The 24,218-nt window shown below is 72.4% G+C and carries 25 protein-coding genes; 14 read left to right on the forward strand and 11 right to left on the reverse strand.

Features of this window, described 5'->3' with window-relative positions:
- Positions 1-143: 143 nt before the first annotated feature.
- On the forward strand, positions 144-1,238 hold the full coding sequence (gene dapC, locus ACLJPL_RS24800; RefSeq protein WP_411083129.1) for a succinyldiaminopimelate transaminase: 1,095 nt from the start codon (positions 144-146) through the stop codon (positions 1,236-1,238).
- A 96-nt stretch (positions 1,239-1,334) separates the two neighbouring features.
- Here dapC and ACLJPL_RS24805 read toward each other — a convergent pair whose 3' ends face one another.
- Positions 1,335-1,778 (reverse strand): ATP-binding protein, encoded by a 444-nt coding sequence (locus tag ACLJPL_RS24805; protein ID WP_411083130.1) that lies wholly within the window; start codon positions 1,776-1,778, stop codon positions 1,335-1,337.
- Positions 1,779-2,087: 309 nt separating this feature from the next.
- A complete protein-coding gene (locus ACLJPL_RS24810) occupies positions 2,088-3,008 on the reverse strand; it encodes a hypothetical protein (protein WP_411083131.1) in 921 nt (306 codons plus the stop codon).
- 96 nt (positions 3,009-3,104) lie between these two features.
- On the opposite strand from ACLJPL_RS24810, the gene dapE reads away from it, so the two are divergent.
- Positions 3,105-4,184 (forward strand): succinyl-diaminopimelate desuccinylase, encoded by a 1,080-nt coding sequence (dapE, locus tag ACLJPL_RS24815; RefSeq protein WP_411083132.1) that lies wholly within the window; start codon positions 3,105-3,107, stop codon positions 4,182-4,184.
- Positions 4,185-4,313: 129 nt separating this feature from the next.
- A complete protein-coding gene (locus tag ACLJPL_RS24820) occupies positions 4,314-5,099 on the forward strand; it encodes a TIGR00730 family Rossman fold protein (RefSeq protein ID WP_411083133.1) in 786 nt (261 codons plus the stop codon).
- Positions 5,100-5,313: 214 nt separating this feature from the next.
- On the opposite strand, the gene folP is transcribed toward ACLJPL_RS24820, so the two are convergent.
- Entirely contained in the window at positions 5,314-6,186 is an 873-nt protein-coding gene (gene folP / locus ACLJPL_RS24825; protein ID WP_411083134.1) for a dihydropteroate synthase, read from the reverse strand.
- 136 nt (positions 6,187-6,322) lie between these two features.
- On the opposite strand from folP, the gene ACLJPL_RS24830 reads away from it, so the two are divergent.
- Both ACLJPL_RS24830 and ACLJPL_RS24835 read left to right on the forward strand, forming a co-directional pair.
- Positions 6,323-6,727 carry a cell division protein DivIVA gene (locus tag ACLJPL_RS24830; RefSeq protein ID WP_411083271.1) on the forward strand — a complete coding sequence of 135 codons (405 nt, stop codon included), beginning with the start codon at positions 6,323-6,325 and terminating at the stop codon, positions 6,725-6,727.
- Entirely contained in the window at positions 6,724-7,314 is a 591-nt protein-coding gene (locus tag ACLJPL_RS24835) for a DNA-3-methyladenine glycosylase I (RefSeq protein WP_411083135.1), read from the forward strand. The genes ACLJPL_RS24830 and ACLJPL_RS24835 overlap by 4 nt, the downstream gene beginning before the upstream one ends.
- Before the next feature lie 118 nt (positions 7,315-7,432).
- On the opposite strand, the gene ACLJPL_RS24840 is transcribed toward ACLJPL_RS24835, so the two are convergent.
- Positions 7,433-8,245, reverse strand: a complete 813-nt coding sequence (locus ACLJPL_RS24840) for an enoyl-CoA hydratase/isomerase family protein (RefSeq protein ID WP_411083272.1) — start codon at positions 8,243-8,245, stop codon at positions 7,433-7,435.
- A 316-nt stretch (positions 8,246-8,561) separates the two neighbouring features.
- On the opposite strand from ACLJPL_RS24840, the gene ACLJPL_RS24845 reads away from it, so the two are divergent.
- A complete protein-coding gene (locus ACLJPL_RS24845) occupies positions 8,562-8,729 on the forward strand; it encodes a DUF3117 domain-containing protein (RefSeq protein ID WP_003966491.1) in 168 nt (55 codons plus the stop codon).
- A gap of 83 nt (positions 8,730-8,812) precedes the next feature.
- Here the strand turns inward: ACLJPL_RS24845 and ACLJPL_RS24850 are convergent, their stop codons facing one another.
- Entirely contained in the window at positions 8,813-9,478 is a 666-nt protein-coding gene (locus tag ACLJPL_RS24850) for an O-methyltransferase (RefSeq protein WP_411083136.1), read from the reverse strand.
- 179 nt (positions 9,479-9,657) lie between these two features.
- On the opposite strand from ACLJPL_RS24850, the gene sigE reads away from it, so the two are divergent.
- The 5 genes from sigE to ACLJPL_RS24875 all read left to right on the forward strand — a co-directional run bounded on the left by sigE (position 9,658) and on the right by ACLJPL_RS24875 (position 14,757).
- A complete protein-coding gene (gene sigE, locus ACLJPL_RS24855) occupies positions 9,658-10,419 on the forward strand; it encodes an RNA polymerase sigma factor SigE (protein ID WP_411083137.1) in 762 nt (253 codons plus the stop codon).
- Positions 10,416-11,486: an anti-sigma factor family protein gene (locus ACLJPL_RS24860; RefSeq protein WP_411083138.1), complete on the forward strand. Its 1,071-nt coding sequence runs from the start codon at positions 10,416-10,418 to the stop codon at positions 11,484-11,486. Before sigE ends, ACLJPL_RS24860 begins: the two co-directional genes overlap by 4 nt.
- 99 nt (positions 11,487-11,585) lie before the next feature.
- The gene (locus ACLJPL_RS24865; protein WP_411083139.1) at positions 11,586-13,304 is read left to right on the forward strand and encodes a S1C family serine protease; all 1,719 of its coding nucleotides are present in this window, start codon (positions 11,586-11,588) and stop codon (positions 13,302-13,304) included.
- A 173-nt stretch (positions 13,305-13,477) separates the two neighbouring features.
- Positions 13,478-13,966 carry a sec-independent translocase gene (locus tag ACLJPL_RS24870; RefSeq protein ID WP_411083140.1) on the forward strand — a complete coding sequence of 163 codons (489 nt, stop codon included), beginning with the start codon at positions 13,478-13,480 and terminating at the stop codon, positions 13,964-13,966.
- 125 nt (positions 13,967-14,091) lie between these two features.
- A complete protein-coding gene (locus ACLJPL_RS24875) occupies positions 14,092-14,757 on the forward strand; it encodes a hypothetical protein (RefSeq protein ID WP_411083141.1) in 666 nt (221 codons plus the stop codon).
- Positions 14,758-14,876: 119 nt separating this feature from the next.
- Here ACLJPL_RS24875 and ACLJPL_RS24880 read toward each other — a convergent pair whose 3' ends face one another.
- From ACLJPL_RS24880 to ACLJPL_RS24890, 3 genes are read right to left on the reverse strand one after another with little or no spacing between them, the layout of a single operon-like run.
- Positions 14,877-16,010, reverse strand: coding sequence for an Mrp/NBP35 family ATP-binding protein (locus tag ACLJPL_RS24880; protein WP_411083142.1), 1,134 nt, complete (start codon positions 16,008-16,010; stop codon positions 14,877-14,879).
- A 43-nt stretch (positions 16,011-16,053) separates the two neighbouring features.
- On the reverse strand, positions 16,054-16,614 hold the full coding sequence (locus ACLJPL_RS24885) for a DUF1003 domain-containing protein (RefSeq protein ID WP_411083143.1): 561 nt from the start codon (positions 16,612-16,614) through the stop codon (positions 16,054-16,056).
- Positions 16,604-17,878: a magnesium transporter MgtE N-terminal domain-containing protein gene (locus ACLJPL_RS24890; protein WP_411083144.1), complete on the reverse strand. Its 1,275-nt coding sequence runs from the start codon at positions 17,876-17,878 to the stop codon at positions 16,604-16,606. Before ACLJPL_RS24890 ends, ACLJPL_RS24885 begins: the two co-directional genes overlap by 11 nt.
- A gap of 266 nt (positions 17,879-18,144) precedes the next feature.
- Between ACLJPL_RS24890 and ACLJPL_RS24895 the strand changes: the two genes are divergently transcribed.
- Positions 18,145-18,909 carry a hypothetical protein gene (locus tag ACLJPL_RS24895; RefSeq protein WP_411083145.1) on the forward strand — a complete coding sequence of 255 codons (765 nt, stop codon included), beginning with the start codon at positions 18,145-18,147 and terminating at the stop codon, positions 18,907-18,909.
- 205 nt (positions 18,910-19,114) lie between these two features.
- On the opposite strand, the gene ACLJPL_RS24900 is transcribed toward ACLJPL_RS24895, so the two are convergent.
- Positions 19,115-19,636, reverse strand: a complete 522-nt coding sequence (locus tag ACLJPL_RS24900; RefSeq protein WP_411083146.1) for a hypothetical protein — start codon at positions 19,634-19,636, stop codon at positions 19,115-19,117.
- Positions 19,637-19,874: 238 nt separating this feature from the next.
- Complete coding sequence (locus ACLJPL_RS24905; RefSeq protein WP_411083147.1) at positions 19,875-21,002, reverse strand: magnesium and cobalt transport protein CorA; 1,128 nt, start codon at positions 21,000-21,002, stop codon at positions 19,875-19,877.
- 456 nt (positions 21,003-21,458) lie between these two features.
- Between ACLJPL_RS24905 and ACLJPL_RS24910 the strand changes: the two genes are divergently transcribed.
- The gene (locus tag ACLJPL_RS24910) at positions 21,459-22,043 is read left to right on the forward strand and encodes a suppressor of fused domain protein (RefSeq protein WP_411083148.1); all 585 of its coding nucleotides are present in this window, start codon (positions 21,459-21,461) and stop codon (positions 22,041-22,043) included.
- A gap of 27 nt (positions 22,044-22,070) precedes the next feature.
- Here ACLJPL_RS24910 and ACLJPL_RS24915 read toward each other — a convergent pair whose 3' ends face one another.
- The gene (locus tag ACLJPL_RS24915; RefSeq protein WP_411083149.1) at positions 22,071-23,312 is read right to left on the reverse strand and encodes an MFS transporter; all 1,242 of its coding nucleotides are present in this window, start codon (positions 23,310-23,312) and stop codon (positions 22,071-22,073) included.
- A 160-nt stretch (positions 23,313-23,472) separates the two neighbouring features.
- Between ACLJPL_RS24915 and ACLJPL_RS24920 the strand changes: the two genes are divergently transcribed.
- The gene (locus ACLJPL_RS24920) at positions 23,473-24,150 is read left to right on the forward strand and encodes a DUF6758 family protein (RefSeq protein ID WP_411083150.1); all 678 of its coding nucleotides are present in this window, start codon (positions 23,473-23,475) and stop codon (positions 24,148-24,150) included.
- The last annotated feature ends 68 nt before the right edge of the window (positions 24,151-24,218 follow it).

Here is a 24,218-nt window from a genome sequence, read left to right on the forward strand (position 1 = left end):
GGGCCGAGGCGTTTCCCCGTACGGCGGGAATCCGGAAGCCCCCGTACCGCCGCGAACGCCGCGCATCGGAACGTCGCGCACCAGGCAGCTCCGACGAGAACAACCCGGGAGTCCCGGGAAAGCACCCGAGAAAGCAGAGCCCCGTGTCCGCAGTCTCCTCCCGCCTCCCGGTCTTCCCCTGGGACAGGCTCACGCCGTACAAGACGACGGCCCAGGCCCACCCGGACGGCATCGTGGACCTCTCCGTCGGCACGCCGGTCGACCCGGTGCCCGAGGTGATCCGGCAGGCGCTCGTCGCCGCCGCCGACAGCCCCGGCTATCCGACGGTGTGGGGGACCGAGGCCCTGCGCGACGCGCTCACCGGCTGGGTGGAGGGCCGCCTCGGCGCGGTCGGCGTGACGCACGCGAACGTGTTGCCGGTCGTCGGCTCCAAGGAACTGGTGGCGTGGCTGCCGACGCAGCTCGGGCTCGGCGCGGGCGACAGGGTCGCCTACCCGCGGCTCGCCTACCCGACGTACGAGGTCGGCGCCCGGCTCTGCGGGGCCGAGCCCGTCGTCTACGACGACCCGACCGAGCTGGACCCGGCCGGGCTGAAGCTGCTCTGGCTCAACTCGCCCTCCAACCCGACCGGCCGGGTGCTGGCCAAGGACGAGCTGATCCGGATCGTCGCGTGGGCGCGCGAGCACGGCGTGCTGGTCTTCAGCGACGAGTGCTACCTCGAACTGGGCTGGGAGGCCGAGCCGGTCTCGGTGCTCCACCCGGACGTCTGCGGCGGTCACTACGACGGGATCGTCGCCGTCCACTCGCTCTCCAAGCGCTCCAACCTGGCCGGCTACCGGGCCGCCTTCATCGCGGGCGACGCGGCCGTCCTCGGTGAGCTGCTGCTGATCCGCAAGCACGGCGGGATGATGACGCCCGCCCCCGTCCAGGCCGCCGCCGTCGCCGCCCTCGGCGACGACGTGCACGTGGCCGAGCAGCGCGCCCGGTACGCGGACCGCCGCCTGGCCCTGCGCGCCGCCCTGGAGGCGCACGGCTTCCGGATCGAGCACAGCGAGGCGAGCCTCTACCTCTGGGCGACCCGCGACGAGCCGTGCTGGGACACCGTGGCCCACCTCGCGGAGCTGGGCGTCCTCGTCGCGCCCGGCGACTTCTACGGCCCGGCGGGCGAGCGCTTCGTCCGGGTCGCGTTCACCGCGACCGACGAGCGGGTGGCGGCTGCGGTCAAGCGGCTGTCCTGACGGGAACGCGCCCCGTATCCGTTCACCACTGCGCCGAGGGCCTGGGGAGTGCGCACTCCCCAGGCCCTCGGCGCGTTCATGATCCTGCGGTACGGGTCAGCCGATCGGCAGACCGCTCAGCGGCAGGCCGTCGAGGGGCAGGCCGCCGCCCTTGGTGAGGGAGTCGGTGGGCAGGCCGCCGCCGGCGGCGTCGGCCACTCCGCCGACCGTCTCGCCCGCGTGGCCCGCGGTCTGACCGGCGGTCTCCTGGGCGGCCGGGGCGGCGACCGCGGCGGTCTTGCCGACCGTCTTGCCCGCGGCCGGCAGGGCGGTGCCGACGATGCGGCCGCCGGTGTCGCCGGCCGCCTGGGTGCCCTGCTGGGCGGCGCTGTCCAGGGTGTTGCCGAGTCCGGCACCGTCCAGCGCGGTCACGCCGCCGAGGTCCGGGGTCTGCGGGAGCTCAGCGGCGCTCGCGGCGCCGGCCGCACCGACCACGGGGGCTGCACCCGCGGCGATCAGCAGCGCGGTACGAGCGATCCGGCGGGTCAGGGGGAGGGACATGGTGCTCCTTCGACGGGATGTCGACGTGGTGTCAACGGTGTCTGACGAGGTCCGTCCGGTGGGCCGGACGCAGTGACAACCGGTCGGAGGGGCGGGAAGGTTGCGGTGAAGGAAGGTAAAGACTGAGTAATGCGTCCGATAATCCGCAGCGGAGGAACCCGGGCGGACAACGCATTCCGCATCTGTTCGACGAACCGTCACTGCCCTTGGCGTACAAGGGAATCAGTGCACCAGGAACGAGTCGCGGAAGCGGCCGCGGAGGGCGGTGGGAACGGCCGCGCCAAAGGTCCTTACGGGTGACGGGTCGTACTACTGAGCGACCCTGATTCCCACGGTCGCCGTGCCCGGTTCCCTGTCCTTCTCGCGCTCCGTGCGCCAGCCCGAACCGGCGTCCCAGACCCGGTCGGCGTAGCTCACGCGCTCGATCCGCAGCTCCTGGGAGTGCGCCACCGCCCAGTGCGCCAGCTCCCAGCCGCGCCGGGGCGCTTCCTCGCTCCTCGCCCGGGCCGCCGCCGGCACGGGCACCGAGACGGTGGCGGAGGCGGAGGCTCCGGCGGCCTTCGCGGCGGGCAGCACGTCCTTGCCGAAGCCGCGCACCAGCTCGGCCCGCACCTTCGCCGCGTCCCCGGGGCCCTGCGTGGTCGTCGCCTTCGACGGGGTGCAGTTCAGCGAGGCGGGCTTGCGCCCGGTGAACGCGGCGGCCAGCAGCGCGGCGTCCGGCTCGTGCTTCGCGTACGCCTGCGGGAAGCCGCTGCGCTGCACGCGCTGCGCCGCCACGGTCAGCGGGAGCCGCGAGTAGCCCGGCACCTCGGCGAGGTGGTCGTAGAACTCGCCGGCCGAGTACACCGGGTCCATGATCTGCTCCACGGTGCCCCAGCCCTGCGAGGGCCGCTGCTGGAACAGGCCCACCGAGTCCCGGTCCCCGTAGTCGATGTTGCGGAGCGTGGACTCCTGGATGGCCGTCGCGATCGCGATGGTCACCGCCCGCTCCGGCATCCCGCGCGTGGTCCCCACGGCGGAGATCGTCGCCGCGTTCGCCGCCTGGTGCAGGCTCATGTCGTACACGTGGTCCCCGTCCGCGGAGCGGACCGTGCAGCGGGGGGCGGCCTCGGTGTTGGAGGAGACGTACTGCACGGCCAGATAACCGCCCAGCGCGACGAGCACGGCGAAAGCGGCCGCGTAACGGAAGAGGCGGCTGCGACGGCGGGCGGGGCTGGCTGTCCGGGGCACGCGCCCCACCGTACTGGAGGGCGCAAGCGGGGGCGGATACCCCGGTCCTCCAGGGGCGTCACCGTGCCCGTGCCCCCGTCCTCTAGGGTCGTGGCCATGTCCGACAGCACGCTTGACCTGACCCTGGACGGCCCGGCGCTCACCGCCCGGCTCGTCGACTTCCCCTCGGTCAGCGGGGAGGAGAAGGCGCTGGCCGACGCGATCGAGACGGCTCTGCGCGGCCTGCCCCACCTGACCGTCGACCGGCACGGCAACAACGTCGTCGCCCGGACGAGTCTGGGCCGGGCGGAGCGCGTCGTGCTCGCCGGGCACATCGACACCGTGCCGATCGCGGACAACGTCCCCTCCCGCCTCGACGGGGACGGCATCCTCTGGGGCTGCGGGACCACCGACATGAAGGCCGGCGTCGCGGTCCAGCTCAGGATCGCCGCCACGGTCCCCGAGCCCAACCGCGATCTGACCTTCATCTTCTACGACAACGAAGAGGTCGCCGCCCACCTCAACGGCCTCGGCCACATCGCGGACGCCCACCCCGACTGGCTCGCCGGAGACTTCGCCGTCCTGCTGGAGCCCTCGAACGGCGAGGTCGAGGGCGGCTGCCAGGGCACGCTCCGGGTCCACCTGCGGACGACGGGGGAGCGGGCGCACTCCGCGCGCAGCTGGATGGGGTCCAACGCCGTCCACGCCGCGGCCCCGATCCTGGCGAAGCTCGCCGCGTACGAGCCGCGCCGCCCGGTCGTCGACGGCCTCGAATACCACGAAGGGCTCAACGCGGTCGGCATCGAGGGCGGCGTCGCCACCAACGTCATCCCGGACGCCTGCACCGTCGTCGTCAACTACCGGTACGCCCCCGACCGCACCGAGGAAGAGGCGATCGCCCACGTCCACGAGGTCTTCGCCGACTGCGGGCTCGCCGAGATCGTCATCGACGACCACTCCGGCGCCGCCATGCCCGGCCTCTCCCACCCCGCCGCCCAGGCGTTCATGGCGGCGGTCGGCGGCACGGCCAGGCCCAAGTTCGGCTGGACCGACGTCTCCCGCTTCGGCGCACTCGGCGTCCCCGCGGTGAACTACGGCCCCGGCGACCCGATGTACGCCCACAAGCGCGACGAGCACGTGGTGGTCGAGAGGATCACCCACTGCGAGGACCGCCTCCGCTCCTGGCTGACCGGCTGACCGGCTGACCGGCTGACGTACGGCATTCCCCCGTACGTAACCTCCGTCGATCTACGCTGGTCGGACGCAGCACGACCGGTACGACACAGCACGACCCGGTACGACGCAGGTCGGTGGAGGGAGCGGAACATGGGCAACGCCGAGGACGCACGGATCCCTGAGGGCGCGGAGGTCCCGGAGGGCGCGGTGGCCCCCGAGGAACAGTGGCTGGGTCCGGTACTGCGCCGCAGGGAGCAGGTCCAGCCCGGCACGACCGATCAGCGGCTGCTGGACTCCGAGGGCGACTCCGAGTGGGTGCACACCGACCCCTGGCGGGTGATGCGCATCCAGTCGGAGTTCGTCGAGGGCTTCGGCGCGCTCGCCGAACTGCCGAGCGCGATCAGCGTCTTCGGCTCGGCCCGCACCCCGGCCGGATCGGCGGAGTACGACGCCGGCGTCGCGATCGGCAAGGCCCTGGTCGACGCGGGCTTCGCGGTCATCACCGGCGGCGGGCCCGGCGCGATGGAGGCCGCCAACAAGGGGGCGAGAGAGGCCAAGGGCGTCTCGGTCGGCCTGGGCATCGAGCTGCCCTTCGAGTCGGGGCTGAACCCGCACGTCGACATCGGCGTCAACTTCCGCTACTTCTTCGTCCGCAAGACGATGTTCGTGAAGTACGCGCAGGGCTTCGTGGTCCTGCCCGGCGGCCTCGGCACCCTCGACGAACTCTTCGAGGCGCTCACCCTCGTCCAGACCGGCAAGGTCACCCGCTTCCCGATCGTCCTCTTCGGCACCGCCTACTGGGGCGGCCTGGTCGACTGGCTCCGCGACACGGTGGTGGCCGGCGGCAAGGCGTCGGAGAAGGACCTGCTGCTCTTCCACGTGACGGACGACGTGGAGGAGGCGGTCACCCTGGTGACGAAGGAGGTCGGGCGGTAGGGACGCCGATCCCGGCACAATCAAGCCCACCCGGCTGATTCAAGCCCGTCCGGCCCATTCAAGCCTGTCCGCGCTTGAGGGCATCTCTTCGGCCGGTCCGGCCCATTCAAGCCCGTCCGGCGCTTGAGGACATCTTCGAAGCCCCTCCGGCGCTTGAGGAGCGGGGCTCGGGGGCAGCGCCCCGGACCCCGCCCCGCCGGGCGGGCGGCAAGCCCTACGCCAACCCCCGCCGTGCCACCGCCGGCGCCCGGCGCCCGGCGATCGACGCCACCATGTCCAGCACCTGCCGCGTCTCCGCCACCTCGTGCACCCGGTACACCCGCGCCCCGAGCCACGCCGACACCGCCGTCGTCGCGAGCGTCCCGACGACCCGCTCCTTCACCGGCCGGTCCAGCGTCTCGCCCACGAAGTCCTTGTTGGACAGCGAGACCAGCACCGGCCACCCCGTCTCCGTCATCTCCTCCAGCCGCCGCGTCGCCTCCAGCGAGTGCCGGGTGTTCTTCCCGAAGTCGTGACCCGGATCGATCATGATCCCGTCCGGCCGGACCCCGAGCTCCACCGCCCGCTCCGCGAGCCCCACCGTGACCCGGAGGATGTCCGCCATCACGTCCTCGTACGCGATCCGGTGCGGCCGGGTCCGCGGCTCCGCGCCGCCCGCGTGCGTGCACACGAGCCCCGCCCCGTACCGCGCGGCGACCTCCGCCAGCTTCGGGTCGACCCCGCCCCACGCGTCGTTCAGCAGATCCGCCCCGGCCTCGCAGACGGCCTCGCCCACCTCGTGCCGCCAGGTGTCGACGCTGATCACCACGTCCGGGTGACGGCGGCGGACCTCGGCGACGAACCCGACCGTGCGGCGCGCCTCCTCCTCGGCGCTCACCTCCTCGCCCGGTCCGGCCTTCACCCCGCCGATGTCGATGATCGCGGCGCCCTCGGCCACCGCCTGCTCGACCCGGGCGAGCGCCGGTTCGTCCTGGAACGTGGCGCCCTGGTCGTAGAAGGAGTCCGGGGTCCGGTTCACGATCGCCATGATCACCGGCTCGTGCGGTCCGAATTCCCGCCGCCCCAGCCTGAGTGCACCGCTTCGCATCCCGTATTTCCTCCTCGATAGCCCGCCTGCGACCCTAGATAGCCCGCCTGCGACCCTATGGCCTTTGACGGTCGGCCCCGACTGTCCGTGCCGCATGGCACGATCGGAGCCGGTCGAGGTTTCCGCCCCCGGGGAGATGCGCGTGTTCTGGTTCTTGCTGCTGACGATGGTCGTGGTCGTCACCGCGGTCACCCTCGCGGTGGTCGGCGGTGGCGGGAGCGCGGTGCTCCAGGACGTGGAGCCCCAGCGGTTCACCGACCCCCTGCCCGCGAGCCGCCCGGTCGGCCGGGCGGACGTCGAGGCGCTGCGGCTGCCGATGGCCGCCCGCGGCTACCGGATGGCGGACGTCGACGAGGCGCTGTCCCGGCTCGGCGCGGAGCTGGCCGAGCGGGACGCCCGGATCGCGGAGCTGGAGTCCGCCCTGGCCGGGGCGCAGGCGGCCGTCGTGACCGGCCCCGACCTCTTCAAGCAGCCCGGCGAGGAGCCGGGCGACGCACCGCGCACCGGCGGCCCGGACGGGGCGGAGGGCGAGGGCCGATGAGCGGCGGAGCCATGGCCGCCCCGGACGGGCGGCTGCGCTGCCCCTGGGGCCTGTCCACCGAGGACTACCTCGCGTACCACGACACCGAGTGGGGCCGCCCGGTCCACGGGGACGACGCCCTGTTCGAGCGGCTCTGCCTGGAGGCGTTCCAGTCCGGCCTGTCCTGGCTCACGATCCTGCGCCGCCGCGAGACCTTCCGTACGGCGTTCGCCGGATTCCGCATCGCCGAGGTCGCGAAGTTCACCGAGAGCGACCGGGAGCGGCTCCTCGCCGACCCGGGCATCATCCGCAACAAGGCCAAGGTCGACGCCACCCTCGCCAACGCGAAGGTGCTCGCCGACTGGCCGGCCGGGGAGCTCGACGAGCTGATCTGGTCGTACGCCCCCGACCCGGTCGGTCGGCCCGCCCCGCGCGCCCTGAGCGACGTCCCCGCCGTCACCCCGGAGTCCACCGCGCTCGCCAAGGCGCTGAAGAAGCGCTCGATCCGCTTCGTCGGCCCCACCACCGCGTACGCCCTGATGCAGGCGTGCGGCCTGGTCGACGACCACCTCGCGGACTGCGTGGCACGGGGCTCCGCCGGTCGGTGACCGGTGGCGCGGGCTCCGCTGACCGGCCACCGGTGCGGAGCCCCCGCCGACAGGTCACCAGCCGCTTCCCGAGGGGTCGGCCGCTTCCCGAGGGGTCGGCTACTTCCCGAGGGGTCGGCTACTTCCCGAGGTAGACCGGCTTCTCCTTCGCGAGGAACGCCTCCACCGCGATGGTGTGGTCCTGCGACGCGCCCGCCCGGGTCTGGAGTTCGTCCTCCTTCTCCAGCGCCTCCGCGAGCGTGTGCCCGGCGCCGTACGCCAGGGACTCCTTGAGCGCCGCGTACGCCACCGTGGGGCCGTCCGCCAGCGTGCGGGCCACCGCCGCCGCCTGCTCGGCCAGCTCGGCCGCCGGGACGACCCGGTTGACGATGCCCAGCTCGAACGCGTCCTGGGCGGAGATCGAGCGGGGGAAGAGCAGCAGATCGGCGGCGCGGCTCTGCCCGATCAGCCGGGGCAGCGTCCAGGACACGCCCGAGTCGGCGGTCAGTGCGACGCCCGCGAAGGAGGTGTTGAAGGACGCCGTGTCCGCGACCACCCGGTAGTCGGCCGCCAGCGCGAACCCGAACCCCGCCCCGGCCGCGACGCCGTTCACCCCGGCGACGACCGGCTTCGGCATCCCGGTGATCGCCCGGACGATCGGGTTGTAGTGCTCCCGCACGGTGCTCAGCGCGTTGCCGCCGCCCGCCTCACGGGTCGCCGCGAGCGTGGCGACGTGCTCCTTGAGGTCCTGGCCGACGCAGAAGGCGCGCCCGGTGGCCGTGAGCAGAACCGCCCGTACGCCCGCGTCCCCGGCAGCGGCCAGCAGGGCGTCCCGCAGCGCGACCTTCGCCGCCGTGTCCATGGCGTTCATCGCGTCGGGTCGGTTGATCGTGATCGTCGCGAGACCCTCGGTCACGTCGTAGAGCACGGTGTTCGCCAGCTCGTCGGCCATTGCGGTCATCCCCTCACTGCTCGGGCATCGTTGCCACTGGAGGCAAGCATGGCCGACGCGAGGTGGGACGGAGATGTGACCTGCGTCTAACAATTGGCTCTCACCTGGGGGTCCGGGGCGGCGCAGTATCGCAGCCGGATCGCCGAATTGAGTGGTTTTGAGAGAGCGCGTTGCGGAAGCGATGCAGAGCGATGTTGGTCATCGGGGTCGTTGATGCGGGATAATGGTGAAGAAGCAATGTGTTCGATGCCGGTGAGGCAGCGCCTGTCATGGGGCCGCCGGTTGCGATGAGCTGGTTTCAGGAAGGGGAACGAGCATGGCGGCCATGAAGCCGCGGACGGGCGACGGCCCGCTCGAGGTGACAAAGGAGGGGCGGGGCATCGTCATGCGCGTTCCGCTCGAAGGCGGCGGTCGGCTTGTCGTCGAGCTGACTCCGGACGAGGCCGATGCCCTCGGCGACGCACTGAAGAAGGTCGTCGGCTGACGCGGAACGCCCATCACCTTCACCACTGCCCGGTACGGATTCCGTACCGGGCAGTGGTGCGTACGGACGAGGTTCTCCGCCGCTCAGGCGCGCCGGACCGCGCAGAGCAGCCCGTCGCCGACCGGGAGCAGTGTCGGCATCAGCTCCTGGCTGTCGCGCACCGCGCGCAGCAGCTCCCGCAGCCGCAGCACCTCGGCGGGCTGGGCGGCGGAGTCGACCGTCCGCCCGTCCGCGAAGACGCCCTCGAAGCAGACCAGGCCGCCGGGCCGCAGCAGGCGCAACGATTCAGCGAGGCAGTCGAGGCTCTCCAGCCGGTCGCCGTCGCAGAAGACGAGGTCGTAACCGCCGTCCGCGAGCCGGGGCAGGACGTCCAGGGCGCGGCCGGGGATGAAGCGGGAACGGTTCGAGGCGAAGCCCGCCTCGCGGAACGCCTCCCGGGCGAACTGCTGGCGCTCGGGCTCCGGGTCCACCGTGGTCAGCACGCCGTCCGGCCGCATTCCGTGCAACAGGTAGATGCCGGACACGCCGGTGCCCGTGCCGATCTCCGCCACCGCTTTGGCGTCCGCGGCACCGGCCAGCAGGCGCAGCGCGGCGCCGGTGCCCGGTGACACCGAGCGGAGCCCCAGCTCACGGGCTCGCTCCCGGGCCCGGAGCAGAGCTTCGTCCTCGGCGACAAAGGCGTCGGCGAGGCCCCAGCTCGTCTGCCGGTTGGCGGTGATGACCCTCTCCTGTCCCCGTAGTTGGCGCAACGGTGACTGTATCCGCTGGACCCGGGAACCCGCAGATGGGACCGGGCGTTGTGCAAGGAGTGGGGAAAGCGCAGCGAACCGGGCCGCGGATCGGACCGGCGAGCTGCCGCGAAGTTCCGGGTGAAGCCCGGCCCCAGCAGGGAAGTAAGGCTTATCCGGAGCTAACGGGCGAGGTGGCTATGGTAGGGGCTCCACTGGACACCACCAGAGCCGATAGGGGAGGTGCGGCTGCGCCTGCGGATCGGGGAGGGGTGCTGCGGCGCCTTCTCAGGTCGGCCGGTGAGCCGAAATCCGTGACCGACATTGCTGACCGTTCTTCCGAAGACTCCGCACCGACCGCGACCTTCGCCTCTGATGCGGATTCTCAGGCGTGGACCCCGCCCTCATGGGAAGAGATCGTCAGCACGCACAGCGGTCGTGTCTACCGCCTCGCCTACCGCCTGACGGGCAACCAGCACGACGCCGAGGACCTCACCCAGGAAGTCTTCGTCAGAGTCTTCCGCTCGCTGTCGACGTACACGCCCGGCACGTTCGAGGGCTGGCTGCACCGCATCACCACCAATCTCTTCCTGGACATGGTCCGGCGCAAGCAGCGGATCCGTTTCGACTCGCTCGGCGACGACGCGGCCGAGCGGCTGCCCAGCCGTGAGCCGTCCCCGCAGCAGGTTTTCAACGACACCCACTTCGACGCCGATGTGCAGCAGGCGCTGGACACCCTCGCGCCGGAATTCCGCGCCGCCGTGGTCCTCTGCGACATCGAGGGCCTCAGCTACGAGGAGATCGCCGCGACCCTCGGGGTGAAGCTCGGCACCGTGCGCAGCCGTATCCACCGCGGCCGCTCGCACCTGCGCAAGGCGCTCAAGCACCGTTCGCCCGAAGCCCGCGCCGAGCAGCGCTCCCTGGCGGACGCGGTCCTGGCGGGGGAGGGCGGATCGGCGTGAGCGGCACAGGTCCGACCGGTCCCACCCCTGCCGAAGCGCACCTGGGGGACCGGCTCGCCGCGCTGGTCGACGGCGAGCTGAACCACGACGCCCGTGAGCGGGTCCTCGCCCACCTGGCGACATGCGCCAAGTGCAAGGCCGAGGCGGACGCGCAGCGCCGCCTCAAGAGCGCCTTCGCCATGTCCGCCTCACCCTCGCCCTCCGAGGGGTTCCTGGCCCGTCTCCAGGGCCTTCCCGGGGGTCCTGGCGGCGACGACACCGGCTCCGGCCGGCCGTTCGGCTCCGGTGGGCCCTTCGCGGACGAGTTCTACGCTCCGCCGAGGCCGACCGGTTCCTCCTCCACCCGCCGCGACTCCGCCTCCCCCCGGCTGGACGATCTCGGCTATCTCCCCGTCGCCCACGGCTCCACCGCCGTGCTGCCCGGCGGCTCCCGCTCCGTCTTCCGCATCCACGAGGTGGCACGGGACGCCGAGCGTTCGCCGTGGCGCGGCCGGCGCTTCGCCTTCGCCGCGGCCGGCGCCGTCTCCCTGGCGGCCATCGCGCTCGGCGGCACCCTGCCGCTGGACTCCGGCGCCGACCCCGTCCTGCGCGCCGAGGGCAGCGGGAACAGCGTGACCCCCCTCAACTCCGAGACCCGCGCCGGCGGCTCCGCCGAGGCGGTCAGCCGTCGCGGCGGCGCGCAGCCGGTGAGCGGCGACCGCCCGGCCGTCGACCGGGCCCCGGCCGAGGTGCTGTCGACCGGCTCGCACCCGGCCTACCCGGTGCCCAACGCCCCGTCGGCGGCCGTCGCCCCGGCCGTGCGGCCGCCCCTGTCCCCGCATCCGCAGTCGACGGTCCCGCCGCTGTTCTCCGCCTCCGCGCTGGGCGGCGGGCACCGGGCCGCGTTTCCCGCGCTGAACGTGTCCGTGCCGCCGCTCATACGCCCGACCGGTGACTCCGCCTCGCTGCTCGCGGCGCTGCTGGGCAGCGGTTCGACGGCGAAGACGCTCACGCCACCGGCCTCCACGGCGCCGTCGCGGCCCGCGCCGACCCAGGACCTGGCGAGCCAGCTGGCCCCGCGCCGCTGACCGGAGCCCGTCCGGACCCTGCGCGGGGATTCGCAAACCTGGTTGAATTCCGGGAGGGACGCCTCTGTGGGGCGTGCAAAGGCCACTTGCGGGGAGAGCATGGACGACGGGAAGCCCACCGGGCCGCAGGCTAAGTGGTGGAGCCGCCCCGCGGCGGGCCGGGCCGACCGCACCGAGACCGGGCCGGAGGGCGCGGGCGCCGCAGAGGGCGCCGCCCCGGCCGCGGACACCGCGGGCGCGGGCCACACCGAGGACCCGGAGCCGCGACAGCTCCTGCCGTCCGGGCCGCCGCTGCACGAGCCCGACGAGTACAGCACCCCGCCGTACGGCGGCCCCGGGCCATGGGCCCCCGCGCCCCCGGTGCAGCGCCCGACCCCGGCCCACGGCACCCCCGTGCCACCGCAGGCCGACGCCCTCGTGCCGCCGCGAGCCACCCCCGTACCGCCGCAGGCCGCTCCGGCGCCTCCGCCGCAGCAGCAGCCGTCCGCCGCGCCCCCGCAGGCCCCTCCCGTACCGCAGCAGCCGCAGGCCGCCTCCGTACCGCCGCAGCAGCCGCACTACGCGTCGGCGAACGGCGTGGGCCTCCCCGCCCCCGGGCCGGGGCAGCCGGGGCCCTCGCAGTGGCTCCAGTACGACCCGTGGGGTGCGCCGGGGCAGCCGCTGACCCAGGCAGGACCGCCGCCGGGAGCCGAGCCGGGCCGCCGCAAGAGCCGCCGGGGCGGGGCCTTCGCCGGGGTGCTCCTGCTGACCCTGGTCGCCGGCGGCATCGGCGGCGGAGTCGGCGCGTACATCGAGCGCACCGGCGGCCTGACCACCGTCGAGCTGCCGCAGGCGAGCCGCACCGGCGGCGACCGGGCCCCCGACAGCGTCGCGGGCATCGCCGCCAGCGCCCTGCCCAGCGTGGTCACCCTGCACGTCAGCGGCACCGCCGAGTCCGGCACCGGCACCGGGTTCGTCCTCGACGGCCGGGGCCACATCCTCACCAACAACCACGTCGTCGCCCCGGCCGGATCCAGCGGGGACATCACCGTGACGTTCAGCAGCGGCGAGAGCGCCGCGGCCGAACTCGTCGGCAAGGACAGCGGCTACGACCTCGCCGTCGTCCGGGTCAAGGGGGTCTCCGGACTCAAGCCCCTGCCCCTGGGCAACTCCGACAACGTCCGGGTCGGCGACCCCGTGGTGGCCATCGGCGCGCCCTTCGACCTGTCCAACACGGTCACCTCCGGCATCATCAGCGCCAAGCAGCGCCCGATCACCGCGGGCGGCGAGAAGGGCGACGGCAGCGACATCAGCTACGTCGACGCCCTCCAGACCGACGCCCCGATCAACCCCGGCAACTCCGGCGGCCCGCTGGTCGACGCCCAGGCCCACGTCATCGGCATCAACAGCGCCATCCGCGCGGCCGACAGCGGCAAGGGGGCCGAGCGCGGCGGCCAGTCCGGCTCCATCGGCCTCGGCTTCGCGATACCGATCAACCAGGGCAAGCGCGTCGCCGAGGAGCTGATCAACACCGGCAGGGCGACCCACCCGGTGATCGGCGTCACGCTGGACATGAAGTACACCGGCGACGGCGCCAAGGTCGGCTCGAAGGGGGCCGAGGGCGGTCCTGCGGTCACCGAGGACGGGCCCGCGGACAAGGCGGGCATCAAGCCCGGCGACGTCATCACCCAGGTCCAGGGCCAGCGGGTGCACAGCGGGGAGGAGCTGATCGTGAAGATCCGGGCCCACCGGCCGGGCGACCGGCTCGGCCTCCGGCTGACCCGGGGCGGCGAGGAGCTGTCCATCACGTTGACGCTCGGTTCGGCGAGCGGCACGTGAGCGACACGGCGAGGTACCGCCCGGACACACGGGACAGGTACCGTTGAACGGCCCGGGCACCCGTCCGACCGGGCCGGGAGATCCGACCCCGTCTCACCCGGCCGGGACCGGACCTCGTCCCACCCCGGCCGGGATCTGACGGAGAACACGCGGAGAACACGAGGAGCAGCTAGGTGTTCAATGACATAGGCGCACTGGAGCTGCTGACGCTCGGAGTGCTGGCCGTGCTGGTCTTCGGCCCCGACAAGCTGCCCAAGCTCATCCAGGACCTCACCCGCACCATCCGCAAGATCCGTGAGTTCTCGGACAGCGCCAAGGAAGACATCCGCTCGGAGCTGGGCCCGCAGTTCAAGGACTTCGAGTTCGAGGACCTCAACCCCAAGACGTTCGTCCGCAAGCAGTTGATGGACGGCGACGACAGCCTGGGGCTGAAGGAGATCCGCGAGAGCTTCGACCTGCGCAAGGACTTGGCCGACGTCACCGACGCGGTCAACGGGCGCACGCCGGCGTCCGACTCCGCCGACAGTGCGGCGAACGGCGCATCGGGCCTCAGCACCTCGCTCGACCTCACCAAGACCGGCGAGAGCACCCCTGACCTGCTGAAGAAGGCCCCGCAGCCGACGCGGACCGAGCGACCGCCGTTCGACGCGGACGCCACCTGACGCCGGTCAATCCCGAGTCGTCCGGACGGTATGGCTATTCTCCATCTGTCCGGTTGCGAGGACGCCCAAGCCCGCGGGGGGCGGGCCGCTCCGGATCAGAACTGATCGAGGAGGCGGCCGCTCAGATGGAGACGACGAGTCGGGTGGATGCGGACGGTGCCCCTGGCACGGTCACGGCCAAGGAGGCGCCGGCGGCCCGGTTGCGTACCGTCGACGGCTACCTGGAGGCGACCTTCCCCTGGTACGGGCTGGACGAGGCGTTCACCGGACCGCGCTGGCTGATGCAGGTCGGCACGGCGGCGGACGGCGCGGTGCAGCACGGCTCGACGGGGCACGGGGACGAGCCGTCGGTGAAGACGGACGGCTCCACCGCCGAGAAGGAGCGGTTCGCGGCCGTCATCACGGTCGCCGCTAGCCCCGTGAGACGCAGCGGCGACGGCACGGGGGTCCTGGACGCCACGACGGTCTCCTCGGCCGCCTGGCTGGCCGGCTCCGGGCTGCTGGCGTACACCTGGCCGCCCCAGATGGACCACACGCTGCGCGACGACTGGCTGGACCAGCAGACCGAGACGGCGTTCACGCTCGCCGACGACCTCGGCTCCGCGCCCTGGTCGACGCTCTCCCTGCCGGTGGACGGGGTTCCGGTGGAGTTCCACTACCGGGAGTCCGAGTTCGGCTGGGTGCTCGCCGGATCGGCGCACGAGGGCGTCCACATCGGGGCGTACGGGCGGGGCATGAGCGCGTACGGGCTCGGCTTCGCGGTGATCAAGGACATCACGACGTACGAGTAGGCCGGAGGCGGCCGGCGGGCCGCTTCGTCCTCAAGCGCCGGACGGGCTGGATGTGCTCGGCCCCGTCCGGCGCCGGGGACGGGAAAGACGCCCTCCAGCGCCGGACGGGCCGGGTGGGGTCAGAACTTGTTGCGCGGGGTGATCCCCAGCGACATGCCCGACAGACCGCGCTGACGGCCCCCCAGCTTCTCCGCGATCGACCGCAGCGCCGCGCCCGCCGGGGAGTCCGGGTCGGACAGGACGACCGGCTTGCCCTCGTCGCCGCCCTCGCGCAGGCGTACGTCGATCGGGATCGAGCCCAGCACCGGCACCTGCGCCCCGATCGTCCGCGTCAGGCCCTCCGCGACCCGCGCGCCGCCGCCGGAGCCGAACACGTCGACCATCTCGTCGCAGTGCGGGCACGGCATGCCCGACATGTTCTCCACGACGCCGACGATCTTCTGATGGGTCTGTACGGCGATGGAACCGGCCCGCTCCGCCACCTCGGCCGCCGCCTGCTGCGGGGTCGTGACGACCAGGATCTCCGCGTTCGGCACGAGCTGCGCCACCGAGATCGCGATGTCGCCGGTGCCCGGCGGCAGGTCCAGGAGCAGGACGTCCAGGTCGCCCCAGTAGACGTCGGCGAGGAACTGCTGGAGCGCCCGGTGCAGCATCGGGCCGCGCCACACCACGGGCTCGTTGCCCGGGGTGAACATGCCGATGGAGATGACCTTCACGCCGTGCGCGGACGGCGGCATGATCATGTTCTCGACCTGGGTGGGCCTGCCGTCCGCACCGAGCATCCGGGGCACGCTGTGCCCGTAGATGTCCGCGTCGACGACGCCCACCTTCAGCCCGTCCGCCGCCATCGCCGCCGCGAGGTTCACCGTCACCGAGGACTTGCCGACGCCGCCCTTGCCGGAGGCGACCGCGTACACCCGGGTCAGGGAGCCGGGCTTGGCGAAGGGCACCTCGCGCTCGGCGGTTCCGCCGCGCAGCGAGCTCGCCAGCTCCTTGCGCTGGGCGTCGCTCATGACGTCGAGGGTGACCTCCACCCGGGAGACGCCCTCCACGCGGGAGACCGCGTCCGTCACGTTCCTGGTGATCGTGTCGCGCATCGGACAGCCGGAGACCGTGAGATACACCGTGACAGCGACTACACCGTCAGGATCGATCTCGACCGATTTCACCATGCCCAGCTCGGTGATCGGGCGGTGGATCTCCGGGTCGTTCACTGTCGCCAGTGCTTCACGCACCGCGTCTTCCGTAGCCATACCGACGATGTTACGGCGCGCGGGCCTACGGGCGGGTAGCCCGTCAGCGGTCGCCTTCGTCACTCTCGGACGTGCGGACGATCCGCCGGTCCTCCATGTCCCTCACCATGTCCTGGAGCTCCGAGCGGATCCAGTCCCGCGTCGCGACCTCGCCGAGGCCCATCCGCAGTGCCGCGATCTCCCGGCTGAGGTATTCGGTGTCGGCGATGGAGCGCTCGTTCTGCTTGCGGTCCTGCTCGTGGGTGACCCGGTCGCGGTCGTCCTGCCGGTTCTGGGCGAGCAGGATCAGCGGGGCCGCGTACGACGCCTGGAGCGACAGCATCAGGGTCAGGAAGATGAACGGGTACTCGTCCCACCGCAGATCCTTGGGCGCGTAGATGTTCCACAGCACCCACACGATGATGATCAGCGTCATCCAGACGATGAACCGCCCGGTCCCCAGGAAGCGGGCGATCCGCTCGGAGAACCGGCCGAACGCCTCCGGGTCGTACTCCGGCAGCAGCCTGCGCCGCGGCGACTTCGGCTGGTCGAGCCGGGTGCGCGGCGGGCGCACCAGACCGGAGGAGCCCGTCGAGGACGCCTTCGACCGCTCCTCACCGGCCATGCCGGATGCCCCCCTCGCCGTGGAAGTCGGTCTCGCGCCAGTCGTCGGGCAGCAGGTGGTCCAGTACGTCGTCCACGGTCACCGCGCCCAGCAGCGAACCGCTCTCGTCCACGACGGGCGCCGAGACCAGGTTGTACGCGGCCAGATAGCTGGTCACGGTCGGCAGCGGGGTGTCCGGGGGCAGCGGCACCAGGTCGCTGTCGACGATGGAGCTGACCAGGGTGAACGGCGGGTCGCGCAGCAGCCGCTGGAAGTGCACGGTCCCCAGGTACTTCCCGGTCGGGGTCTCGTCGGGGGAGCGGCACACGTACACCTGTGCGGCGAGCGCCGGCGACAGGTCCGACTGGCGGACCCGGGCCAGCGCGTCGGCCACCGTGGCGTCCGGGCGCAGCACGATCGGTTCGGTCGTCATCAGACCGCCCGCCGTCCGCTCCTCGTACGCCATCAGCCGGCGCACATCGGCCGCGTCGTCCGGCCGCATCAACGTCAGCAGCCGCTCCTTGTCCTCCTCGGGCAGCTCCGAGAGCAGGTCGGCCGCGTCGTCCGGGTCCATCGCCTCCAGGACGTCGGCGGCCCGCTCCTCCTTGAGCTTGCCGAGGATCTCCACCTGGTCGTCCTCGGGCAGCTCCTCCAGGACGTCGGCGAGCCGGTCGTCGTCGAGCGCGGCGGCCACCTCGACCCGGCGCTTGGGGGAGAGGTGGTGCAGGGCGTTGGCGACGTCGGCGGGGCGCAGCCGTTCGAAGGTGGCGACCAGGTTCTCCGCGCCCTGCCCGTGCTCCTCCAGGGAGAAGCCGCTGACCGCCGACCACTCCACCGTCAGCGTCTCGCCCTTGCGGCGCAGCGCACCGCCGCGGCCCTTGCGGACGAAGTACTTGTCGATCTCCCAGTCGCGGCGGGCGGGCAGCTGCTGGATCGCCACGTCCAGGACGGTGACCTCCTCGTCATCCTCCACCAGCCGCACCCGGCGGTCGAGGAACTCTCCGAGGACGAGCCGTTCGGTGGGCCGCTGCTCGAAGCGCCGCATGTTGACCACGCCGGTCGTGATGACCTGGCCGGACTCGACGCCCGTCACCCGGGTCATCGGCAGGAAGATCCGCCGGCGGCTGACCACCTCGACGACCAGTCCCAGGATGCGCGGCGGCCGTCCGCCGACCCGCAGCATCGCCACCAGGTCACGGACCCGGCCGACCTGGTCCCCGTTCGGGTCGAAGACCGGCACCCCGGAGAGGTGCGAGACGAAGATCCTGGGGGCGCCTGCCGCCATGCCCCGCCTCCTCTTCCGTCTCTTCCGTCCCGTTCCACGGCGCCCGGCCGCGTCGCGTTCCACGGTGTCCGGCCGGCCACCGGCGCACCGCGGGCCGACGCCTCCGCGCCGACCAGCGCGTTTCGCCGGTACACCGGGATCAGGCTAGCCCCTGCCGCCGCACCGCGCCCCGGGGGACCCGTCCGTACGGCTGGCTGCCGGACGGCGCGCGGAGCCCGGGTACGCTGCGCTCTGCCCCCCGATCGCAGTTGAGAGGCAGTACGCCCGTGACCTCTTTTGCCCCGGCAGTCCGGATTCACCGCCGGATCGCTCTCGTATTCGTGCTCTGCGGGGGGCTCGTCGCGGGCCTCACCGCCTGCGGCGCGGACGAGGACCCGGACAAGGGGACCAACGGGGTCGCGAAACTGCCGGCGGAGCAGATCGAGGAGAAGACACGAGCGGCGGCCGACAGCGCGGACACCGTACGGCTGGCGGGCACCCTGGTGAGCAAGGGCGGCACCTACATGCTGAACATGAAGCTCAGCGCGAAGGGCGGCACGGGGTCGGTCTCCTCCAAGAAGCAGAGCTTCGTCCTGCTGCGGATCGAGGACGAACTCTTCCTCAAGGCCGACGCCGACTTCTGGATCCACGAGGAGGGCGGCAAGGCGGGCCCCTCCGACCAGGAGGCCGCCGAGAAGCTGGGCGGCAAGTACGTGAAGGTCCCCCAGGACGACCCCACCTACCGGCAGCTGCGCGGCTTCACCGACAAGAAGGTCCTGCTGGACGGTCTGCTCGCGCTGCACGGCACGGTGACCAAGGGCGACCGCGGCACGGTGGCCGGGCACCGCACCATCCAGCTGCTGGGCGGCAAGGGCGAGGGCGGCGCGCTCGACGTCTCCCTGGAGAACAAGCCGTACCCGGTGCGCGTCGCCCGGGCCGGCGGCGGGGGCACCGTGTCCCTGGCCGACTGGGGGCGCCCCTTCCCGCTGGAGGCCCCGAAGGGCGACGACACCGTCGACTACGGGGGCCAGCTCCCGAAGTCGTCGGGCTGAGCCGAGTCCTGCGGCTGAGCCCTCCGGACGGACGCGTCAGCGCTTGCGGCGCGTCTTCACGTACGGCTTCGGTGCGGGGTGGGACGCGTCTCTGCGCACACGCCTTCACGTACACGGCATACACGCCTTATGTGCGCCTTTAGACATACGTCGGCTTCACGTGCACGACATACACGCCTTTACGCACGTCGGCTTCATGTGCACGTCAGCGCGCCCGGCGTCGTTTCAGCAGCAGCCGGGGCAGCCCCGCCGGTACGGGATGCCGGGTCGTCGCCCCGGTCGGCAGCGGGGCCGCGGCCAGCGAGGTGTCCGGCAGGTCCGTGCTGACCGCCTCGGGCGTGAGCCGCACCACCGCGCACTCCCGCGCCCAGCGCTCGGTCATCACCTCGGCGTCCGGAGCGTTCAGCCGCTTGCCCTTCAGCTCGGCGACGGCCGCCTCCCACTCCTCGGAGTGCGGCGCGAGCACCCGTACGCCCGCCGTCCAGGCGACGAGCCGGCCGCCCTTGTCCTTGCTGCGTACGGTCACCTCGGCGCGGCCGCCGTCCGCCAGGCCCTCGGGGAGCGGCTGCTCGCCGGGGCCGTCCCCGACGAGGTGCGCCGCGCCCTCGTGCCAGACGTGCCACACCGCGCGGGCGGGCCCGGCGGCCCGGACCCAGATGAGGCCGGATTTCTTCGTGGCCTCCTCGACGAGGGCCCTCTCCAGCAGCGCTTCGGCGGCGTCAGTCATGGGCGGGAGCTTAGACCCACCGGCAATTGGGGGGCGGCGTCGCGGGGCTGGGCACGCCCTCCCCCAAGCTCTCGGCTTCGCTCGAGCAGGGAGGGGCCCCCTCCGGCGTTGTCGTCAATCACCATGGCTCCGCCATGCCTCAATCCTCCGCCTTGCAGCTGCACGCACCCAGCCCCGCTCCTTCTTCCACCCCCCAATTGCCGGTGGGTCTTAGGGCCTGCCGCATGGCCTTTCGAGCTCACAGCCAGCCGTTGCGCTTCAGGATGCGGTGGATGGAGAAGCAGACCGCCGCGATGAGCCCGAGGACCAGCGGATAGCCGTACTTCCACTTCACCTCCGGCATGTAGTCGAAGTTCATGCCGTAGACCCCGCAGATCATCGTGGGCACGGCGATGATCGCCGCCCAGGAGGTGATCTTGCGCATGTCCTCGTTCTGCGTGACGGTCGCCTGCGCCAGGTTGGCCTGGAGGATCGAGTTCAGCAGCTCGTCGAAGCCGATGACCTCCTCCTGGACCCGGGCGAGGTGGTCGGCGACGTCCCGGAAGTACTTCTGGATGTCGGGGTCGATCAGCCGCATCGGCCGCTCGCTGAGCAGCTGCATCGGGCGCAGCAGCGGCGAGACGGCCCGCTTGAACTCCAGCACCTCGCGCTTGAGCTGGTAGATCCGGCCCGCGTCCGAGCCGCGCCGGCCGCCCTTCGCCGGGGTGGAGAAGACGTCGATCTCCACCTCGTCGATGTCGTCCTGCACGGCCTCCGCCACCGCGATGTACCCGTCGACGACGTGGTCGGCGATGGCGTGCAGCACGGCGGACGGGCCCTTGGTGAGGAGCTCGGGGTCGTCCTGGAGGCGGTGGCGCAGGGCGCGCAGAGAGCCCTGGCCGCCGTGCCGGACGGTGATGACGAAGTCCCGGCCGGTGAAGCACATCACCTCGCCGGTCTCCACGACCTCGCTGGTCGCGGTCAGTTCGGCGTGCTCCACGTAGTGGATCGTCTTGAAGACGGTGAACAGCGTGTCGTCGTAACGCTCCAGCTTGGGCCGCTGGTGGGCGTGCACGGCGTCCTCGACGGCGAGCGGGTGGAGCCCGAACTCCCGGGCGATGCCCGCGAATTCCTCCTCGGTCGGCTCGTGCAGGCCGATCCAGGCGAAGCCGCCGTCCTCGCGCACCTGGAGCATCGCCTCGTGCGGGGTCGGGGCCGCGGGCGACTTGACGCGGGTGCCGTTGCGGTAGACCGCGCAGTCGACGACCGCGCTGGAGGCGGACGGGTCGCGGGTGGTGTCGTAACCGCTGTGGGGAGCGCTGTTCTTACGGAGGGAGGGACGCAGGGACGGGCGCACGGCGGCGCGCAGGTCACGGATCATCGACATGGCTGGCTCCTTCACGGAGGGCCGTCGGCGAGGGCGTGGAACAGCCCGGAACGAGGACGTGTGCTCACGTCCGCAAAGCGGGCGGCACCGCGCGGGCGCGATGACGGCGTTCGCAACAGACAGGCAAAAGAACGAGAGACTCTTCCGCGGGTTTCCTGGAGCTCTTCCGCGGTGCGAACGACCGTCAGGGGCCGCCGGGGGGCGGCCGACGAGGCGTCAGTTCAAGAGGAAGTTCAGCGGGAAGTGCGGTGCGCGGAAGGGTGATCGGTACTGCACGGTCGACTTGGATCCATGGCAGTCCCCACCTCCTCCGGCCGGTCCCCCGTGGGGGACGACGTGTCGTCGGGACGAAGAGAGCGACGCTTCTGCGTGCTGTCCCGACCGGCGGCCAGGCTATCAGCCACCCAGGCCGAATCCCTTACTTTGCCCATTCCGTACGCACTCTATGCTCGCGGCATGGCAGAAATTCTCGCTCTGGTCGAGGCCCGGCTCCGCTCGGCGCTCGGGGAACCGGACGCCCGCGCCGATGTGACGTTCCTCGGCACGGACCGTATCGAGGTGCTCCGCTTCCTCGACGGCGACGTGGTGCGCTACGCCACGCTCGGCATGTCCGGGCAGCCCATGGCCGACCCCACCTCGCCGCTCGCCGACCCGGTGAAGGGCCCCCGCGCCGAGCTGATCCTCTCGGTGCGGGGCGGGCTCGCCGACACCGACCAGGTGCTGCGCCCGCTCGCCGTGCTGGCCGCCTCCCCGCAGGTCGAGGGGCTGATCGTGGCCCCGGGGGCCTCGCTGGACCTCGGGCAGCCGCTGTGGAGCGGCGCGCCGTTCACCTCGGTGCTGGTGGCGGAGTCCGGCGGACTGGTGGAGGACCTGGAGCTGGACGAGCCGATGGACCCGGTCCGCTTCCTGCCGCTGCTGCCGATGACCCACAACGAGGCCGCCTGGAAGCGGGTGCGCGGGGCGCAGGAGCTCCAGGAGCGATGGCTCTCGCAGGGGACGGACCTGCGGGATCCGCTGCGTAACTCCGTACCGCTGGACTGAGCGGCCGGCCCCCCCCGGCCTCCGGTCCTACCGGTCGGCGAAGACCGTCACGCTGTCCTCCAGGGCGTGGACCGGCTCCAGCTCCTCGGCCTCGTGGGTCAGCGCCGTACGCCGTACGCCCACGACGGCCGCTCCGGCGAGGGCGGCGAGGGCGGCCACCACGAACGGGATGTGGATGTCGCTCCACTCCTCGATCTTCGGGGCGAGGAAGGGGGCGGCGGCGGCCGCGAACCAGCGGACGAAGTTGTACCCGGCGCTCGCCACCGGGCGCGGCGCGGCGGAGACGCCGAGGGCCAGCTCGGTGTAGACGGTGTTGTTCATGCCGATGAACGCGCCGGAGACGATCGTGGCGACGACGGCGGTGGCGTGGTTCCCGTAACCGAGGACCAGCAGGTCGGCGGCGAGCAGCACCAGGGACGCCCCGAGCACCTTGAGCGAGCCGAAGCGGCGCTGGAGGCGCGGGGCGACCAGCACGGAGAAGACCGCGAGCAGCAGGCCCCAGGCGAAGAAGACCGCACCCGACGTGTACGGGGTCATGTCCAGCACGAACGGCGTGAACGCCAGGACCGTGAAGAACGCGTAGTTGTAGAAGAAGGCCGAGGCCGCCACCGAGGCCAGACCGCCGTGGCCCAGCGCCTTCAGCGGGTCGAGCAGCGACGTCCTGCGGGCGGGCTTCGGCTGCTCCTTGAGGAACACGGCGATGCAGAGGAAGCCGATCGCCATCAGCGCCGCCGTGCCGAAGAACGGGTAGCGCCAGCTGGCGTCCCCGAGCAGCGCGCCGAGCAGCGGCCCGCACGCCATGCCGAGGCCGAGCGCCGACTCGTACAGCAGGATCGCCGCCGCGCTGCCGCCCGCCGCCGCTCCGACGATCACCGCGAGCGCGGTGGAGACGAAGAGGGCGTTGCCCAGGCCCCAGCCGGCCCGGAAGCCGACCAGTTCGGCGACGGAGGACGAGGTGCCGGAGAGCGCGGCGAAGACGACGACGAGCGCGAGGCCGGCGAGCAGGGTCCTGCGGCCGCCGATGCGGCTGGAGACGAAGCCGGTGACGAGCATCGCGACGGCGGTGATCAGGAAGTACGAGGTGAACAGCAGCGACACCTGACTGGGTGTGGCCTCCAGCCCCTGGGCGATGGACGGCAGGATCGGGTCCACCAGGCCGATCCCCATGAAGGCGACCACCGAGGCGCCCGCCGTGGCCCAGACGGCCTTCGGCTGGCGCAGGATGCTCGGCGTCCCCGCGCCTTCGTCGAACGGGTCCTCTTCCTGCATGGGCCGACTCCTTCTCTCCGCCAGGTCGATGTGTCATACACAGAATAAGTTAGGCGAGCTAATAAGTGCAAGCTACACCTAAACTGTCCCGGCGGCGGCCACGCTGCGGACGGGTGATCGTCCTTGACGCGGCGACCGGCGGGGAGGACCGTTGGGCCCTATGAGGGGCGAACCCAGTTGCCCGAAGTGCGGTGGCCGGGTCAGGGCGCCCGGTCTTTTCGCCGACGCCTGGCAGTGCTCCGCGCACGGCCAGGTGCACCCGATGCAGCCGGTCATCCCGCCGAGCGTCGAGGGGCTCGGCGTCGTGGTGCACCGTGCGCAGGTTCCCGTCTGGATGCCCTGGCCGCTGCCGGTGGGCTGGCTGTTCACCGGAGTGGCCAGCGCGGGCGACGACCGCAGCGGCGGGCGCGCGAGCGCGGTGGCCTGCTCGGGGCCCGGTCCGCTGGGGGGCATGGGCGAGCTGCTGCTCGTGGCCGAGGAGCTCGGCGTCGGACTCGGCGCCCGCTACGCCGGAATCGACGGCCCCGACCCCGGCCCCCACCTGAACGTCGACTCCGCCCCCGACGCCAAAGTGCACGCCGCCGGTCGCCCCACCCCGCTCTGGCACGTCAAGAACGCCCCGGGGGACCGGGCGGTCTTCGCGGGCGAGGCGCGCGGGCTGTGGCTCTGGGCGATCCTGTGGCCCGAGCAGTCGGGGCTGCTGATGTATGACGAACTGGTGCTGACCGATCTGCGCGACGCCGGGGGAGAGGTGGACCTCGTCCCGTGCGGGGCGCTCACCCCGCGCCTGCTCACCACGCCTGAGGGCCCGCCCCGGCAGGGGACGGGCGAGCGCTAGATCACGTCGGAGCGGGGCCGATCCCGGCCGGGGGCCCGGTGCGCGGCGGTTACCCTTGAGCGGTCCCC

It is taken from the genome of Streptomyces sp. cmx-18-6, from assembly GCF_046548915.1.
Classification (GTDB): Bacteria; Actinomycetota; Actinomycetes; order Streptomycetales; family Streptomycetaceae; genus Streptomyces.